This is a genomic window from Boseongicola sp. (assembly GCF_057460485.1).
The window spans coordinates 1-17,273 of the sequence record NZ_JBVCWP010000003.1; the positions used below are offsets into that span (position 1 = coordinate 1).

At 56.7% G+C, this 17,273-nt stretch carries 14 protein-coding genes and 1 pseudogene; 6 read left to right on the top strand and 9 right to left on the bottom strand.

What is annotated here, in order from left to right; genetic code table 11:
• Positions 1–972 (bottom strand): annotated as a pseudogene (locus tag AC221Y_RS01000) (MFS transporter); the annotation flags it as partial.
• A gap of 543 nt (positions 973–1,515) precedes the next feature.
• The gene (locus AC221Y_RS01005; protein WP_299748351.1) at positions 1,516–3,705 is read right to left on the bottom strand and encodes a primosomal protein N'; all 2,190 of its coding nucleotides are present in this window, start codon (positions 3,703–3,705) and stop codon (positions 1,516–1,518) included.
• A 106-nt stretch (positions 3,706–3,811) separates the two neighbouring features.
• On the opposite strand from AC221Y_RS01005, the gene fsa reads away from it, so the two are divergent.
• From fsa to AC221Y_RS01025, 4 genes are all read left to right on the top strand, one after another.
• Positions 3,812–4,465: a fructose-6-phosphate aldolase gene (gene fsa / locus AC221Y_RS01010; RefSeq protein WP_299748348.1), complete on the top strand. Its 654-nt coding sequence runs from the start codon at positions 3,812–3,814 to the stop codon at positions 4,463–4,465.
• A gap of 215 nt (positions 4,466–4,680) precedes the next feature.
• Positions 4,681–6,150 carry a Do family serine endopeptidase gene (locus tag AC221Y_RS01015; RefSeq protein WP_486706647.1) on the top strand — a complete coding sequence of 490 codons (1,470 nt, stop codon included), beginning with the start codon at positions 4,681–4,683 and terminating at the stop codon, positions 6,148–6,150.
• Positions 6,151–6,276: 126 nt separating this feature from the next.
• Complete coding sequence (ppk2, locus tag AC221Y_RS01020; RefSeq protein WP_486706648.1) at positions 6,277–7,161, top strand: polyphosphate kinase 2; 885 nt, start codon at positions 6,277–6,279, stop codon at positions 7,159–7,161.
• A gap of 74 nt (positions 7,162–7,235) precedes the next feature.
• The gene (locus tag AC221Y_RS01025) at positions 7,236–8,072 is read left to right on the top strand and encodes a DMT family transporter (RefSeq protein WP_299748342.1); all 837 of its coding nucleotides are present in this window, start codon (positions 7,236–7,238) and stop codon (positions 8,070–8,072) included.
• On the opposite strand, the gene AC221Y_RS01030 is transcribed toward AC221Y_RS01025, so the two are convergent.
• From AC221Y_RS01030 to AC221Y_RS01050, 5 genes are all read right to left on the bottom strand, one after another.
• Positions 8,069–8,764 carry a CDP-alcohol phosphatidyltransferase family protein gene (locus AC221Y_RS01030; protein ID WP_299748339.1) on the bottom strand — a complete coding sequence of 232 codons (696 nt, stop codon included), beginning with the start codon at positions 8,762–8,764 and terminating at the stop codon, positions 8,069–8,071. The genes AC221Y_RS01025 and AC221Y_RS01030 overlap by 4 nt on opposite strands.
• A 61-nt stretch (positions 8,765–8,825) precedes the next feature.
• Positions 8,826–9,743 (bottom strand): tyrosine recombinase XerC, encoded by a 918-nt coding sequence (locus AC221Y_RS01035; protein WP_486706649.1) that lies wholly within the window; start codon positions 9,741–9,743, stop codon positions 8,826–8,828.
• Positions 9,740–10,441, bottom strand: coding sequence for a DUF484 family protein (locus AC221Y_RS01040; protein WP_299748333.1), 702 nt, complete (start codon positions 10,439–10,441; stop codon positions 9,740–9,742). Before AC221Y_RS01040 ends, AC221Y_RS01035 begins: the two co-directional genes overlap by 4 nt.
• Before the next feature lie 51 nt (positions 10,442–10,492).
• The gene (locus AC221Y_RS01045) at positions 10,493–10,894 is read right to left on the bottom strand and encodes a hypothetical protein (RefSeq protein WP_486706673.1); all 402 of its coding nucleotides are present in this window, start codon (positions 10,892–10,894) and stop codon (positions 10,493–10,495) included.
• A gap of 27 nt (positions 10,895–10,921) precedes the next feature.
• Positions 10,922–11,683 (bottom strand): NAD kinase, encoded by a 762-nt coding sequence (locus tag AC221Y_RS01050; protein WP_299748354.1) that lies wholly within the window; start codon positions 11,681–11,683, stop codon positions 10,922–10,924.
• Between the two features lie 181 nt (positions 11,684–11,864).
• Between AC221Y_RS01050 and glyA the strand changes: the two genes are divergently transcribed.
• Positions 11,865–13,160, top strand: coding sequence for a serine hydroxymethyltransferase (gene glyA, locus AC221Y_RS01055; RefSeq protein WP_299748330.1), 1,296 nt, complete (start codon positions 11,865–11,867; stop codon positions 13,158–13,160).
• A gap of 9 nt (positions 13,161–13,169) precedes the next feature.
• Entirely contained in the window at positions 13,170–13,919 is a 750-nt protein-coding gene (locus AC221Y_RS01060) for an alpha/beta fold hydrolase (protein WP_299748328.1), read from the top strand.
• Positions 13,920–14,326: 407 nt separating this feature from the next.
• Here AC221Y_RS01060 and AC221Y_RS01065 read toward each other — a convergent pair whose 3' ends face one another.
• Positions 14,327–14,557, bottom strand: coding sequence for a hypothetical protein (locus tag AC221Y_RS01065; RefSeq protein ID WP_299748325.1), 231 nt, complete (start codon positions 14,555–14,557; stop codon positions 14,327–14,329).
• Positions 14,558–14,883: 326 nt separating this feature from the next.
• Positions 14,884–17,172, bottom strand: coding sequence for an adenosylcobalamin-dependent ribonucleoside-diphosphate reductase (locus AC221Y_RS01070; RefSeq protein ID WP_486706650.1), 2,289 nt, complete (start codon positions 17,170–17,172; stop codon positions 14,884–14,886).
• Positions 17,173–17,273: the final 101 nt, after the last annotated feature.

The following is a 17,273-nucleotide window of genomic DNA, read 5'->3' on the forward strand; positions in this document are numbered from 1 at the left end:
CCGCTGCCGTGGGTGCAATGTCGCCCGGATCGACGACCGTCTGGAAGTACGTCTTCAACGCGAACGCCAGAGAAAAAAACACGTGGTGCACGACAATCAGCGTCCTCGTCACGGCTTTCCGCCAATCAAAATAATAGACGCAGGCATAAGCCAAAAATACGAAAATCAGCCCGACATATTCGAACGCCAACGCCCGTTTTTCGCCGAAATAGGCCACCGCCTGCCCCAAAACCGGCGCGATAAGCATATTTGCCAGAAAGCTGTACAGGAACAAAGCAGTGACTTCATGGACCTGAAATCCAAAGCGCGCGCCCGACATGAATTGCAGCGCGTAGTAGAGCCAATAGCGCTTGCGCAGGATCATCTTTTTCACCTGCGGTTCGGGCGCCTCAAATTGAGGGAAAGCGACCATGCAATAAATCGCAATCGCCGCACAGGCACCGCCGGACAGCAAATAGACCGTGTTGTAGCTCAGATCGAAGTAGTCCCAGGTGATCACCAAAAGCCCATAGCTCAACAAGGAGGCACCTGATCCAACAGCGACGATCCATCCCAAGATCTGCGGTGCGCATTCTTTCGGGAGCCACTGTAATTGGAGCGATTGATTGACAGTTTCGTAGTAGTGGAATGCGATTGACGACAACAGCGTGACAAACAGTATCCCGTCAAAACTCGGAAACCACGCCGTCACCGCCGTTGCCACGCCCAGCAAAGCAAGTGAACTCAGGCCAAGCACTTGCTCGCGCATCAATATGATGATCGCTATGACACCGACGGCCAGAAATCCCGGGATCTCGCGCACAGTGTGCAGCCAGCCTATGTCGACGCCGGTGACACCTGCACGCTCAATCACAAAGTTGTTTAAAAGCGCTGACCACGTAGCCAAAGGCATCGCCACGGCCATCAAAAAAACGTCGTCGGTCTACGCCAAAAGGGAAACTCTCGCGCTTCAGCAAGCTGAACAATCCGCATTTAGATGCACGACGCCGATCAAATGGCTCCGGTAAGTCTGTCGGTCACGACCCGATGTCCCGCCAGGTGACACACTCTCAGGATCGTTGATTTGCTCTAAACCGGTATGGCGACCTAATTTGTGCCAGCATTGTGCGATTCGTCATGAATTGCGGTGATGTTTTTGGAAATTTAACGTTTTGTTGACGATTTTATGTACAGGCTCATGACGGCCATTCGGATCGCCAGATGAACCGAGCTTTTTCTCTGTCTCGATTTTTTTCGCCTACGCGCGGCGATGGCAGTCTTTTTCCATTATTTTGCCTTTGAGCATTTACCGACGAGCGTTGGCTATGGCTCGACAGGCACGACTTCGGGACTGACGGCGTCATTGTCTTTTTTTGTTTTATCCGGGCTTGTGATCTCCGTTCGCGGAGACGACTGAGACCGGCCCCTTACACGACATGGGTCTGCTGGTTTTGACACTCAATGCATGTTTCCGCGTGGCGGGCGTTTCGTGAACCTAGAGCGTGGCTGCATCGACCCTCAACCGCGACCTAGCGCCTAGTAAAACGTCTGTGGATCTATATCGATCGATAACCTCAGGCTGTTCGGCATTTTGATCTGCTCAACCCAAGCTGCCAATGCTTCTTGCAACGGGGCCGCCTTGTCAGCCTTCACCAAAAGACGCACGCGGTGGCGCCCTCTGATACGTGCAATTGGTGCGGCTGCAGGTCCGAAGACTTGCGCACCGATGCGCAACAATGGTTCGCGCCTAGATGCCAGAAGTCGCCCAATATCAAAGGCTTCCTGCACATTGGGCGAGGACAGAACAATGCCTGCCATACGGCCGTAGGGCGGGACACCCGCAGCCCTTCGTTCTGCCGCCTCTGCTTTCCAGAACTCCTCCTCATCGCCGCTCAAGATCGCGCCGATTACCGGATGGGCCGGTTGGTAGGTCTGCATAAGGGCCACGCCCGGCTTCTCGGCGCGACCGGCCCGGCCCGCAACTTGTCGCATCAGTTGAAACGTCCGCTCAGCTGCGCGCAGGTCAGAGCCTTGAAGGCCAAGGTCCGCATCAATCACGCCGACCAGCGTCAGATTCGGAAAATTATGTCCTTTGGCGACAATCTGTGTGCCGATGATGATGTCGGCGTCGCCCTCGGCAATCCGCACGATCTCGGCTTTCAAGGCGCGCGCCGACCCGAACACGTCAGACGACAGCACCGATGTCTGTGCCTCGGGAAAAAGGGCCTCGACTTCCTCTGCCAATCGTTCGACGCCCGGTCCGACCGGCGCCATCCGCCCCTCGACCTTGCAGGAGGGGCACGCGTCCGGCATCGGCTTTGACTCGCCGCATTGGTGGCACACAAGGCGCTTGAGGAACCGGTGCTCGACCATCCGCGCATCGCAGTGATCGCACCCGATCTGGTGCCCGCAAGCACGACAAATCGTAACAGGCGCATAGCCGCGTCGATTCAGGAACAACAACGATTGCTCGCCGACTTCTGTGCGCTTTTTTACCTCATTCACAAGGGTTTGTGAAATCCAGCGATCTGCAGGCAAACCCTCATCTCGCATATCTATCGCATGCATTTGCGGCATAGATGCAGCCCCGAAGCGCGCGGTCAAGGTCACACGCTTATACTTGCCAGCTTCCGCGTTTGCCCAGCTTTCAAGCGATGGAGTCGCGGACGCCAAAACGACTTGCGCGCCGTTGATCGAAGCCCGCAACACCGCCATGTCCCGCGCGTTATAAAGCACACCATCTTCTTGCTTGTAGGACGTGTCATGTTCTTCATCGACCACGATCAGACCAAGATCGCGAAATGGCAGAAACAACGCCGAGCGCGCGCCAACGACAAGCTGCGCGCCCCCTTCCCCAACCATGCGCCACGCGCGTCGCCGCTCGGTCATCGTGACGCCTGAATGCCATTCGGCTGGTTTCGCGCCAAATCGTGCATCGACCCGCGTCAGAAACTCCGCTGTCAACGCAATCTCAGGTAAAAGAACAAGGGCTTGCCGTCCCGCGGCAAGACAAGCGCCGACCGCCTCAAGATAGACTTCCGTCTTGCCCGAGCCGGTCACGCCCTTCAGCAAGGTCGTGCCGTAATTTCGCGCCGCGACGCCAGATTTCAGCGTTTCGGCAGCAACCGACTGCTCAGTTGTCAGTTCATAAGGGCTCTCGCCGGGATCAAGCCGGGGGTAGGCAACATCGCGCGGGCTTGCTTCCTCAGCAACCACACCTTGCTTCACCAAGCCTTTGACAACGCTTGCAGAAACGCCGGCCATCTCTGCCAGCTCTCTCAAGGTAAAGGCAAGGTTTCCATAACTATCCAGCGTCTCAACGACACGGCGGCGCGCATCTGTCCAGCGATCGGGTTCCCCCGTTCCGCGCCGATAAATCGTCCGCATTGACGGCGGGTCCCCAAGCCCGGGAGAGCGCGTCGCAAGTCGCACCATGGCAGACATCGGCGTAAGCGTGTAAGCTCCGGCGCGCACCAAAAATTCCCGCATTTCACTTCGCATGGGCACAGCATCCAGAACGCGGATGACAGAACGCACCTTGGCAATATCATACCCGCCTTCACCGCGGCCCCAAACAATGCCCAAGACTTTGCGCGGCCCCAACGGCACCTCAACGAACGCGCCTGTCAGGCAGCCGCCTTCGGGTGCTTTGTAGTCCAAAGCACGGTCAATCGGCTGCGCTGTCAGCACCGAAATCAGGTCGCCTTCATGGAAATGCTCGATCACGCGTGCCCCGGTTTGTCGGAAGGGAAAGGGTTTGGGGGTTCAGCCCCCGCGTCTGATCCGCTATCAGTGCCACGAAACGGAACCTATGCACCAGAGGGGCGAGCCTATGAAATTTTTCGTCGACACCGCAGACACTGAAGCAATCGCCGAGTTGATCGAGCTTGGGATGGTTGATGGCGTGACCACCAACCCATCCCTGATCCACAAAAGCGGCCGTGATATTAAGGAAGTCATTGCCCAGATCTCAAAGATGACGGACGGTCCGGTAAGCGCAGAAACCGTTGCCACGGACTATGAAGGCATGATCACAGAGGGTCATGAAGTCGCAAAGCTTGGTGACAATATTGCCATCAAAGTGCCGTTGACGTGGAACGGCTTGCGGGCGTGTAAGACGCTTTCGGAAGAGGGCCATATGGTAAATGTTACGCTCTGCTTTTCGGCCAATCAGGCGCTTCTTGCGGCAAAAGCCGGGGCGACATTCATCTCACCGTTCATCGGTCGCCTTGACGATCTAAACCTTGATGGCATGGATTTGATTGCAGATATTCGAGAAATTTATGACAACTACGGTTTCGAGACGCAAATTCTTGCCGCGTCAATCCGGTCCGCAAATCACATGAGCGACGCCGCCAAAATTGGTGCTGACGTGGCAACCGCGCCGCCGGACGTCATCAAGAAAATGGCACTACATCCCCTTACAGATAAGGGGCTTGAGACCTTTCTGAAGGACTGGGCAGCGACGGGTCAGTCGATCCTCTAAGCCACCAAGGCTGATATGTTGCGCAGCTCGGGGCTCCTGTGTCCATCTGCGCAACACACAATTTCCTGACGGTAAACTGCCCAACGCCATTGTCACATCCAAGTGAAGACTCGCGAGCAAAGGTTGGCTTGCGTATCTGCGAGCCTATCTTGAACCTATGAATGATACGGTGTCAGTCATTCGGCACCCCGAGCAGACCTTTGGAGGAACTCCCCATGCAGACATCTGCAGCACGAACAGCATCACAGTCGACCATGATGCTTCGCGCGTTTTGGTTGACGATGCTGACAGCAGCATTGCTGATCACACAAACAATCGCAGCAGCGGCGCAATCTCGCCCAGCGACCTTTGCCGATCTCGCCGAGCAAGTAAGCCCCGCGGTTGTGAACATCACAACAACAACAACAGTCGCGACCAGCACCGAACCGGGTCCGATCGTCCCAGAGGGATCGCCGTTCGAGGAGTTCTTTGACGACTTTCGTGATCGCAACGGCCCGAATGGCCAGTCGCCGCGCCGCAGTCAGGCGCTTGGATCAGGATTCGTGATCTCTGAGGATGGCTTCATCGTTACCAACAATCATGTGATTCAAGGGGCTGATGAAATCCTGATCGAATTCTTTGAGGGTTTCGAGCTGGAAGCCGAACTTATTGGCACAGACCCAAACACCGACCTCGCATTGCTGAAAGTCATAAGCGACAAGCCGTTGTCCTTCGTGCCGTGGGGAGACAGTGAACTCTCCCGCGTCGGTGATTGGGTCATGGCGATGGGCAACCCACTTGGTCAGGGCTTTTCGGTGTCGGCCGGTATCGTGTCGGCTCGTGGCCGCTCTCTCTCTGGAACCTATGACGATTACATCCAAACCGACGCGGCAATTAACCGGGGAAACTCGGGCGGTCCGCTTTTCAACATGGAAGGCGAAGTCGTCGGAGTAAACACAGCGATTCTTAGTCCCAATGGTGGGTCCATCGGCATCGGATTTGCAATGTCGAGCCGGGTGGCGGAGAACGTGATCGAGCAATTGCAGGAATTTGGCGAAACGCGGCGCGGCTGGTTGGGCGTGCGAATTCAGGACGTCACCGATGATCTGGCCGACGGCCTTGGACTGGAAGAGGCACGCGGCGCTTTGGTGACCGACGTTCCAGAAGGTCCGGCGCGTGAAGCGGGCATGGAATCCGGTGATGTCATCCTCAGCTTTGACGGGGTCGAGGTCGATGATACGCGCGGCCTTGTGCAGCAAGTGGCCAATACGGCGGTTGGCGCCGAAGTCCGGGTTCTGGTTTTCCGCGACGGTGAAACAGAGACATTGCGGGTTACGCTGGGGCGTCGCGAAGAAGGCGAAAGTGCCGTGCCAGCATCGGTGAACCGCGAGGAAGCGCCGGCAACCGCAGACCTTCTTGGCCTGACCATTTCGGGCATGACGGATGAGCTTCGTGACCAACTTGGTCTGGCAAAAGACGCCGAAGGTCTTGTCGTGACCTCCGTTGCTGAAGACAGCGAGGCTTTTGAAAAGGGGTTGCGTGTTGGCGACATCATCACTGAAGCGGCTCAAGAAAGCGTTGCCAGTATAGCGGACCTGAACGGCCGGGTTGAGGCCGCCCGCGAGGCTGGTCGCAAATCGCTTGTCCTTTTGGTGCGCCGTGATGGGGATCCTCGATTTGTCGCTTTGACACTGGACGACGGCTAAGACTCGTCCCCTCGGTCTTGGTCATTCTGGGCGTCCGTTCGCGGACGCCCCTTTTTTTGACCTGTATCAGCGCAGTGATCCCAGAACTCTGCCAAACTGGCGTCAACGCGATGAGGGAGACAGTGTATGATGCGAACTGATGAAACCAAAGAAGAACCGGAACACGACAGCAGCGCCATTTTGGCATTCGAGACCGGGACCTATCCTTACTCGGAAAAAATGAGCCGCTCGAACTACGAAGATGAAAAGGCAGCGCTTCAGTCCGAACTCCTGAAAGTCCAGCTTTGGATACAGGACACCGGGCAAAAGGTGGTGGTGCTTTTTGAAGGCCGGGACGCTGCCGGAAAGGGTGGCACAATCAAGCGGTTCACCGAGCATCTCAACCCGCGCACAGCCCGCGTGGTAGCCCTGAATAAACCCACCGACGAAGAACGCGGGCAATGGTTCTACCAGCGCTATATCAAGCATCTGCCGACCGCTGGCGAGATCGTTTTTTATGACCGATCATGGTACAATCGCGCCGGGGTTGAGCGCGTGATGGGGTTTTGTGAACCCGGCGAGTACCTTGAGTTCATGCGCGAAACGCCCGAATTGGAACGGATGCTCACGCGCAGTGGGGTCAAGCTGATAAAATACTGGTTTTCGGTCACACAGGGCGAGCAGCATCGCCGCTTCAAGGCCCGTGAAACCGATCCCCTTAAGCGATGGAAGCTTTCACCTGTTGATCGCGCCAGTCTCGACAAGTGGGAGGATTACACCGAGGCTAAAGAAGCCATGTTCTTTTACACCGACACCGCCGACGCACCTTGGACAGTCCTTAAATCCGATGACAAGAAACGCGCGCGCCTGAATTGCATGCGTCACTTCCTGTCGCAGTTCGACTATCCGGATAAAAATCTTAGTGTCGCGAAGCTTCCCGATGCGAAGATTGTCGGCGAGGCCAGCCATGTCGTCCACGCAGCCGATCATATCCTTGCCGCCTCGCTCCATCCCGCGTCGCGCCACAGGTAGCCATGCGTCACGTTATGATTGCTTGCGGCGGCTAGGGCGTAGACCTATGCCGGTCATAGGGAGCGCGATAAGTCATGTCGCTGACGGTTTTTCTTGCGGTACTGGGTGCTGCACTGCTTCACGCGTCTTGGAATGGCCTCATCAAGTTTGGCGAGTCCAAAGTGACCGCCATGCTGATTATGACTTTGCTACAAGGCGGTGCGGGTCTGGTCATAGCGCTTACGCGGGAATGGCCGGACGCAAGCGTTTGGCCCTGGTTGGCGGCCTCCGGCGTGCTCCACGCAGCCTACAAAATCTTCCTCGCCTATGCCTATGAGCAAGGCGACTTAAGCCGCGTCTACCCTATTGCACGCGGCACCGCCCCGATGATCGTCCTAGCGATCAGCGCTTTGTTCCTGGCGGATCAACTTACCACCACCGAAGTCGCGGGAATCCTCGTGCTTGGGCTTGGCATATCCATGATGAGCCGCGGGGCTTTCCTATCAGGCGAGTCCCGCAAGTTGGTGCCTTTCGCACTTGGTTCGGCTGTTGCAACGGCAGGTTACTCGATTGTCGACGGCATAGGCGCACGCGCTTCGGGGGATGCGGTGCAATATGTGGCGTGGCTTTTTCTTCTGGATGCTTTGCTGTTTTCCCCAGTGCTTATGGTTTTGCGCGGCACAGGCATAATCCGCGCGCCTATCCGAGCTTGGATCATCGGCGGCATTGCGGCTGCCGGATCGTACGGGGCCTATGCGATTGCAGTTTGGGCGATGACCATCGCCCCAATTGCCCTTGTCGCGGCCCTTCGGGAAACCTCGATCTTGTTTGCAATTTTGATCGGCTGGCTTTTGTTTGGAGAGCGTGTGGACCGTCTCAAGGCCGCGGCAGCTGCGGCCATTGTCACCGGGGTTGCAGCCACAAGGCTTTAGATTTGTTCACGGTAGATCGCTTGCTGCGCCACACCCGCAAACGTCAGCCAAAGCGACGTCACCACCAGCCCCCAAAGCGCCCAACTGTCAGAGTGGAAAGAAACCCACGCGGCCCAACCCGCGAAAAAGGTCCATCCAAGCGCCATCGGCAAGGTGATCATCCTCCAGCGCTCGGTGCGAACCGGGTGGACGAATTTGAGAGGGACAAACATCGCAACTGCCAAAAGTACAACGATCCCAAGACTTACCCAGAAGTTTGGTTGCACGGCAAACAACACCAAAACCACCATGTTCCAACAGCCCGGGAAGCCAGCAAACGAGTAATCCGCTGTTTTCATGCGTGTGTCTGAGAAATAAAGCGCCGATGTGAAGGTGATCACTATGATCGCAAACCACCCGGTCCACCCCGGCAGCAACCCCGACGTAAAGAGCGCAAACGCCGGAATAAAGACATAGGTCAGATAGTCGATGATCAGGTCCAACAAGACGCCATCGATCCGGGGAGCGTTGACCTTGATATTGGTCGCCCGCGCCAAAGGCCCGTCGATCCCGTCAACGCCGAAGGCAACCACTAGCCAAAAGAACATCATCGCCCAGTCCTCTTGAACTGCTTCGAGCATCGCCAACATCGCCAGCACTGCGCCGGTGGCCGTCAGAAGGTGAACAAGATAGGCTTTGGTCTGGATATTCATTCGGCTCTCATGCCGGAAATGCCTTTGGAACACCAGCAAATCTCAGTATTTCGCATTTCGCTCATTGTGCTCTTGGGTGGGCGGCTTTGTAGACTTCCATAAGGCGCGCCGCATCAACCGCTGTGTAGGCTTGAGTCGTCGACAGCGACGCGTGACCCAAAAGCTCTTGGATCGAGCGCAAATCACCACCGGCGTTCAGCAAATGTGTCGCGAAGCTGTGGCGCATTGCATGGGGTGTTGCCGTTGCTGGCAAACCAAGTTGCGCGCGCGCTTTTTCCATCACTTTCTGGACCAAACGCGGGTTGAGAGTGCCACCTCGAACGCCTCGAAACAGCGGGGCAGCCCCGTCGAGATCAAACGGACAAGATTCAGCATAGATATCGATGGTCCGACGCGCCGCGGGGATCACGGGCACGATACGCTCCTTGCCACCCTTGCCGACAATCCTCATTACATCGCCCAGCGGCAGAGCATCTCCGGTCAGCGCCAAAGCTTCCGAAATCCGCAATCCGCACCCATAAAGCAGCGTCACGACGGCCGCGTCGCGCCGCGCAACCCAATCGGTGGTCGCCTGCAATTCGACAGTATCAATCATTGCGCGTGCAGCAGAGACATCCAACGGGCGCGGGAGCTTGTTCTGAAACCGAGGCGAGCGTGTCATTAGAACCGTGCTCGGATCGAAACCCTCCCGCTCGGCCACCCAACCGACGAAGTTTTTCACTGCTGACAGAGACCGGGCCAGAGACCGTGCACTGACCCCACGTCCACGTTCGTGCGCCATCCAGGCTCTCATAGCCCGTGTCGCCAGCTTCCCCAAAACCACTATTCCAGCGGCGTCGCCGAGGTGCGCCTGAAGAAACGCTAGGAAACCCGAGACGTCGGTCCTGTAGGCGTCAACCGTCTTTGGCGCTCGGCCGCCGACGGCGGAAAGCTCCGCGAGCCAGCGTTGAAGCGCCTCCCTGAGCCCTGAAGAAATCACCCCAGCCAGCGCCGCATCGCGCGTTCAAAAACACTGCCCATAAAACTCAAAAGATCGGTGCCGTGATTGGCCGAGAACTGATGTGGATCGTCTGACGCAAAGGCCAGCATGCCTGGCAGTCGCTGCTCGCCAAAGTCGAGAAGGATACAGGCCTCGGATTTCACCCAGGCGTTAGAGGCGCCATAAATTGTCCCCTCGCCCGGCGTCACACCCCGCAAGGTCACCTGACGCGGGGCTTTCCCGTGCCCTGCATAATCTTCGCAAAAGCCAGGTTCAGCGATCGAAAGGACGTCACTGATCTCGACCAGTGTCGGGTCCATTGCGCTTTCGTGACTTTCCAGCAAGAGCCTCACTTTACCGACGCGCAAGATGTCGGTGACATCTTCGCCCAAGCAGCGGATAAACGCCTCAAATTCAAGCGGCTCAAGAAAAGCAAGAATAGCGCGATGGATTTGATTGGTCCCCGCGAGATTCTCGTAAGCCGCTGCAATCACGGAATTATGCGTGTCCTCGAGACGGGTCAGCCGATCTTCAAGCCGCTCCATCGCGACCCCGCGCAGGTCCACGATATTCGCGCCCATCGCCTGCTCGTTCGCTGTGATCAAAGCACGCATAACGGCAGGATCGCTTAGGATCATATCGGGTTCGTTCAGGATACGCGCACGTAAATCCTCGGCCAGGGGTGCCGGGTCGCTCATGGCTGATGCCTCACTCGTTGCCTCGGGCCCGGGTTATCCCGGTGCCTCAGTTTATGTTTCATGTACATTGCCAGTTGGAAAGGTCTCGCTCAAGAGCCCGAAAGCGACCGGATCCGATGCGCGGCAGGGAAGCCACGCTTGCGCCGTGCGGGCAGGCTTTCCTGACGGCCTTTCAAAGGGCACGAAGCTTTGCCGTTGCTGTTCGGGCCCAAGAAACCCAAGATCGCAATCCGGGGTGGCAACGAGCCTGTCTTGCCAAGCAAGCTGGAGAACCTGTTTCATCCGATGCGTGATCTCTTCGGCTGTTTCAATCCGGCTGGAAGCAATCGTGGTGAAACGAACGATCAGTGACGGTCGCTGAAATAGGGTGACGGCTCCGCCAGGGCTGTGCCGGGGCGCGACCTGAATACTGATTTCATCGACTGCCTCTTCTCGGGCCTCAGCGATTTGGATTTAGCGGTCTCCGAGGCGTCGCGCGATTTAGGAGAACTGCTCGCGGATCAGGCGTTCTTCCAATCCGTGACCGGGATCGAACATCAACCTGTGAGTGATGCTGGTTTCGCTGCGCACTTCCACCCAGCGCACATCAGGAACAGTGCGACTGTCGGCGTCTGCCCGCACAGGGCGTTTTTCTGGGTTCAGCACATCAAACCGGACCGTGACCGATTTCGGCAAAAGCGCACCGCGCCACCGTCTTGGTCGAAAGGCTGCCACTGCGGTTAAGGCAAGGACATCGGCCCCGATAGGTAAAATCGGCCCATGCGCTGAATAGTTGTAAGCGGTTGATCCGGCTGGTGTCGCGACCAGCGCACCGTCACAGACCAATTCTTCCATACGGGTCTTTCCGTCCACGGAAATCCGAAGGCGCGCGGCCTGCGGCCCGGCACGCAAAAGCGACACCTCGTTGATTGCGAGCGCTTCAGTGACCATGCCGTCAACGCCTTCTGCCCGCATGGCCAGAGGGTTCAATGTGGCTTCCTCGGCCTCTTCCACGCGCGCCGGCAGATTGTCTTCGCTGAACGTATTCATCAAAAAGCCGACAGTGCCACGGTTCATTCCATAGACCGGTTTGTCGAAGCGACGCATCTCGCTCAGGGTTTCCAGCATGAAGCCGTCGCCTCCAAGAGCAACAACAACATCCGCCTCTTCAACAGCAACCTGACCATAGCGGTCGGTCAGCGCCGTCAGCGCTGCCTGCGCAACTGCCATATCACTGGCGCGAAAGGATATTTTGATGCTCATCGCGTCCCGGCTGCCCCCTGGTGGCGTGACGATTACCCGGGGGCATCCGAAACACAAGTGCGGATAGCTGCAGGACGTGACGACTTCGCGCATCGAACCGCCGGTTTCCTTGCTTTTCCGGCACAGACTTTGCGCGTATGAAGCATCCCAGACATAGTAGCGACCCGAAGGGGGAAAGCCCATGAACGTCATCCACCGCGATTCAGGATTCTTCACCGAAAGCCTTTCTGACCGTGATCCCGAACTGTACAGCGCCATTCGCTCCGAACTTGGCCGCCAGCAAGACGAGATCGAGCTTATTGCGTCAGAAAACATCGTTTCTGCTGCCGTGATGGAGGCGCAAGGCTCTGTCATGACGAACAAATACGCCGAAGGCTACCCGGGCCGTCGGTACTATGGCGGATGCCAATTCGTTGATATCGCAGAAACTCTGGCCATCGATCGCGCGAAAGAATTGTTCGGATGTGAATTTGCCAACGTTCAGCCAAACTCGGGCAGTCAGGCGAACCAGGGAGTGTTTACAGCACTTCTCCAGCCCGGCGATACGATCCTCGGAATGAGCCTTGATGCCGGCGGACACCTTACGCACGGCGCCAAGCCAAACCAATCTGGAAAATGGTTCAATGCCATCCAGTACGGTGTGCGAAAGGAAGACCTTCGGCTTGACTACGATCAGGTCGCTAAACTTGCCGCAGAACATCAGCCGAAACTAATTATTGCTGGTGGCTCAGCCATCCCACGCCAAATCGACTTTGCCAAAATGCGCGAGATCGCCGACAGCGTTGGGGCATTTCTCCACGTGGATATGGCACATTTCGCGGGTCTGGTGGCCGCTGGCGAGCATCCTTCGCCCTTCCCCCACGCACATGTCGCGACGACCACAACGCATAAGACCCTTCGGGGCCCTCGCGGCGGGATGATCCTGACCAACGACGAGGCTTTGGCCAAGAAGTTCAACTCGGCGATTTTCCCTGGCATTCAGGGCGGCCCCCTGATGCACGTCATCGCAGCCAAAGCCGTTGCATTCGGCGAAGCCCTACGGCCTGAATTCAAAGTCTACCAACAACAAGTCATCAAGAACGCGCAGGCCTTGGCAGAGGAATTGATGACAAGCGGTATTGATATCGTAACAGGCGGGACAGACACGCACGTTCTGCTTGTCGATCTGCGACCAAAAGGCGTCACCGGGAAAGCGACAGAAGCGGCTTTGGGGCGTGCGCATATTACCTGCAATAAGAATGGCATCCCATTTGACACTGAAAAACCAATGATTACTTCGGGCGTGCGATTGGGCTCGCCGGCGGCCACCACGCGAGGCTTCGCCGAAGGCGAGTTCCGCCAAATCGGGCGTTGGATCACCGAAGTGGTCGAAGGTCTTGCGGCAAATGGCGAGGACGGCAATGGTGAGATCGAAGCGCGCGTGAAGGCCGACGTCAAAGCCCTTTGCAATCGTTTCCCGATTTATCCCGGGCTTTGATCGTCAGGCATGCTGGAAGCCAATACCTACGACGGCCCTTCTGAGACGACGCCCCTATTGATTGCACACGGTCTTTTTGGCTCTGCGCGCAACTGGGGCGTCGTGGCTAAGCGATTGTCGGAAGACCGCACGGTCCGCGCGGTGGATATGCGAAACCACGGCGAAAGCCCCTGGTTCGACGCCCACCGCTACCCCCAGATGGCTGATGATCTTGCAAAGGTGATCCCTGAGCAAGCTGACGTTCTGGGGCATTCGATGGGGGGTAAGGCAGCCATGGTGCTGGCGCTGGCCCATCAGGAGAAGGTCCGTAAATTGATTGTGGCCGACATCGCGCCGGTGGCGTACTCCCACACCCAGACGCCGCTGATCGACGCTATGCGTGACCTCGATCTGGATCAGGTCGAAACACGCGGTGATGCGGATCGCCAATTGCAGGCACATATTGACGATGCCGGTGTGCGCGCCTTTTTGCTGCAATCACTTGATGTGAAGGCCCGTCGTTGGCGGCTGAACTTAGATGTCTTGGCCGACGAGATGGACAGTATCATTGGCTTTCCCCACGTCAGCGGGACGTTCGATGGCCCCACTCTTTTTTTGTCCGGGGCAAACAGTGACTACGTTCAACCGGCCCACCGCGCGACTATCCGGCAGTTATTCCCAATGGCGAGATTTGCGAAAATCCCTGGCGCCGGTCATTGGTTGCATGCCGAGAAACCGCGCGAGTTCGAAGCCGCTGTGTCTGCATTTCTGAACGCCTGATCTTAAGACAGAACGATCATTGGCCTCCCGCAACCCGCGAAACAACAGTTCCAAATCGACCTCTCTCCTCGGATTCTCAAAGCGTCGCCTAGTGAAGAAATTCCCGATGCTTGTGGTAACCCCAGTGATCGCTCCGCCAATCCCACGCCCAACTTCAGAAACAAACAACTGGGGAGTTGATAAAGCGCTGGCGGTCAAAAAGTCACCAAACCCTATGTAAATAGCTAATAAAACGACGGCGACGGTTATCAAACGAAGGCTCACAATAGCCCGCCAAGCCGTCTTAATAACCCTGTGATTCTAGCACGTTGTGGGTAAAATTTCGAGCAGCAGCTTTAAGTGGCGCCAAATTTTGCATGAAAAGTCATGAAAATTCTCAGGTCTGGCCCCTGAACACGGCGCGCAGACTACTTCCCAAACGCGCCGAAGGCTGCAGTGGCACCGCTGGCCAGGCCTTTCGCCGAACCGCCAATTGACCGGCTGCTATCGACGGCCAATCCATAGCCTCCCGCAAAGCCGCCGCCCCCGCCACCGGAGACAAAACCCTGCAAGCTTTGAACCGGATTTCGGCCAGTATACTGATTGAATGCGAAGCCCGCTGCGGCCAAGGCGACTGCTAAAATGAATATGCGTCCCATCGCGTTTTTCCTTCCCCAAAAGGACTAACTGGCTGAGTTATAGCATAATTTCGCGCGCGTTGCGCCTATTTTTTTTCGGAAACACTGCGTGTGAATGGCGTCCCAGACCGGATTTGCACGCTGCTACCTGGGCCCCATTTGTTGCTGCAACCAATAATTGACCATTGCGGAGTTGAAAACTGCTGTTGCTCAAAACTCCGAGAGCGAAAGGCTATCGGAGATATCAGTCGAAGCGCATATGACGTGAATTACGGTCAGTTTTCTTCCCGACTAAAATGGTGAATTTATGGTTGGCGTTTCACATTTTAACAATCCAACCGCTCAGTCTAGCCGCATTTCGAGTGGCCGCAGCTTGGGCAAGTCATGCAGCCCTCGATCATACGCATGCCAAACTGCCCACAGCTTGGGCAGGCCGGCCCGCGGTTCTCGTTCAGGTTCACAACCTGTGCCCTTGGGTCTTCTTTAAGCCCCATGCCCTCGCCTGCGATAAAACCGATCGAAACCAGATGGCGCTCGATCACGCTGCCGATGGCAGCGAGGATTGATGGGACGTATTTGCCCTGCATCCAAGCCCCGCCGCGCGGATCAAAGACGGCCTTCAATTCCTCGACAACAAAAGACACGTCCCCACCACGACGGAATACAGCCGAGATCATTCGCGTCAGGGCGACGGTCCAGGCGAAGTGCTCCATATTCTTGGAATTAATAAAGACTTCAAAGGGTTGGCGTCGGCCGCCGTGAATGATGTCGTTGATGGTGATGTAAATTGCGTGCTCGCTATCGGGCCATTTCAGCTTGTAAGTTGCCCCTTCAAGCGACTGCGGCCGGTCAAGTGGTTCTGCAATATAGACGACGTCGCCGTGCGGCATTGCGGGCGTGCCGTCACCTTTCGAAATGACGTCTGGCGCGGCGGGTTTTTCTTCGGAAACGCTCAACACCGATCCCGTGACCGCATTCGGACGATAGGTTGTGCAGCCTTTGCAGCCGGTCTCGTAGGCCTGCAGATAGACGTTCTTAAACGCCTCGAAATCAATATCCTCGGGCACATTAATCGTCTTTGAGATCGAGCTGTCGATCCATTCTTGTGCAGCAGCCTGCATCTTTACGTGATCGCCCGGAGGCAGCGTTTGAGCGTTCACGAAATAGTCTGGCAAGTCGGCATCGCCAAAGCGGTCGCGCCACATCTGCACGGCGTAATCAACAACCTCTTCTTCGGTACGCGTGCCGTCTTTTTGCAGAACTTTGCGCGTGTAGGCATAGGCAAAGACGGGCTCAATCCCGCTGGAAACATTGCCTGCATAAAGACTGATTGTCCCGGTCGGAGCGATCGAGGTTAACAAAGCGTTACGAATGCCGTTTTTTCGAATTTCGGCACACACATCGTCGTCCATCGCTTGCATGGCGCCGCTCGAAAGGAATTTATCCGCGTCAAAGAGCGGAAAGGCGCCCTTTTCCTTAGCGAGTTGGGCCGAGGCCAGATATGCGGCGCGGGCAATCTGCTTAAGCCATTGCCCGGTCAGGCGCGCCGCCGCGTCAGACCCATAGCGTTGCCCCACCATCAAAAGCGCATCGGCCAGACCCGTGACACCCAAACCAATCCGACGCTTGCTCAGCGCTTCTTGTCGCTGTGCCTCAAGCGGAAAGCGCGAGGTGTCGACAACATTGTCCATCATGCGCACTGCGATCGCGACCAAATGGTCCAGTGCGTCTTCGTCAAGATGGGCGGTTTCGCTGAAAGGTTCGTTCACAAGCCGCGCGAGGTTCACTGATCCAAGCAGACAGGCCCCATAGGGGGGCAGCGGCTGTTCCCCGCACGGATTGGTCGCACTGATAGTTTCGCAGTAGGCAAGGTTATTCATCGCGTTGATACGGTCGATAAAGATCACGCCAGGTTCGGCGTAATCGTAAGTCGAGCGCATGATGCGGTTCCACAGCTCCCGCGCGTCTACTGTCTTGCAAACCGTTCCTTCAAAGGACAAGTCCCATGACGCATCGGCCTTCACAGCGGCCATGAAGGCATCTGTAATGAGGACTGAAACGTTGAAGTTTCTAAGCCGCGTAGGGTCGGATTTCGCCGTGATGAAGTCTTCGATATCAGGATGGTCGCAGCGCATCGTTGCCATCATCGCGCCACGCCGTGAGCCTGCGGACATAATCGTGCGGCACATTGCGTCCCAGACGTCCATAAAGCTTAACGGGCCGGATGCGTCAGCTGCCACACCTTTGACGCCTGCGCCTTTGGGGCGGATCGTTGAAAAATCGTACCCAATACCGCCGCCCTGCTGCATGGTGAGGGCGGCTTCTTTCAACATGTCAAAAATGCCACCCATGCTGTCGGGGATAGTGCCCATGACGAAGCAGTTGAATAAAGTCACCGAGCGCGCGGTTCCCGCGCCGGCAGTGATGCGGCCAGCAGGGAGGTATTTGAAGTCCTCCAAAGCGTCATAAAAAACGCCTTCCCAGTGATCGGAGTCTTTTTCTACGGATGCCAAAGCCCGCGCGATGCGGCGCCATGTGTCTTCAACCGTCGTGTCGAGTGCAACGCCGTCCGCTTCTTTCAGGCGGTACTTCATATCCCAGATCTGTTCTGAAATAGGGGCGGCAAAACGGGTCATGAAACAATCCTCTGGCGGTAGCGTGCAGGTTCCCCAGCATACAGATTCGCACGAATTCCACAACGGGTTGAAGGTGGAGAACAGTGATATACCATATAAAG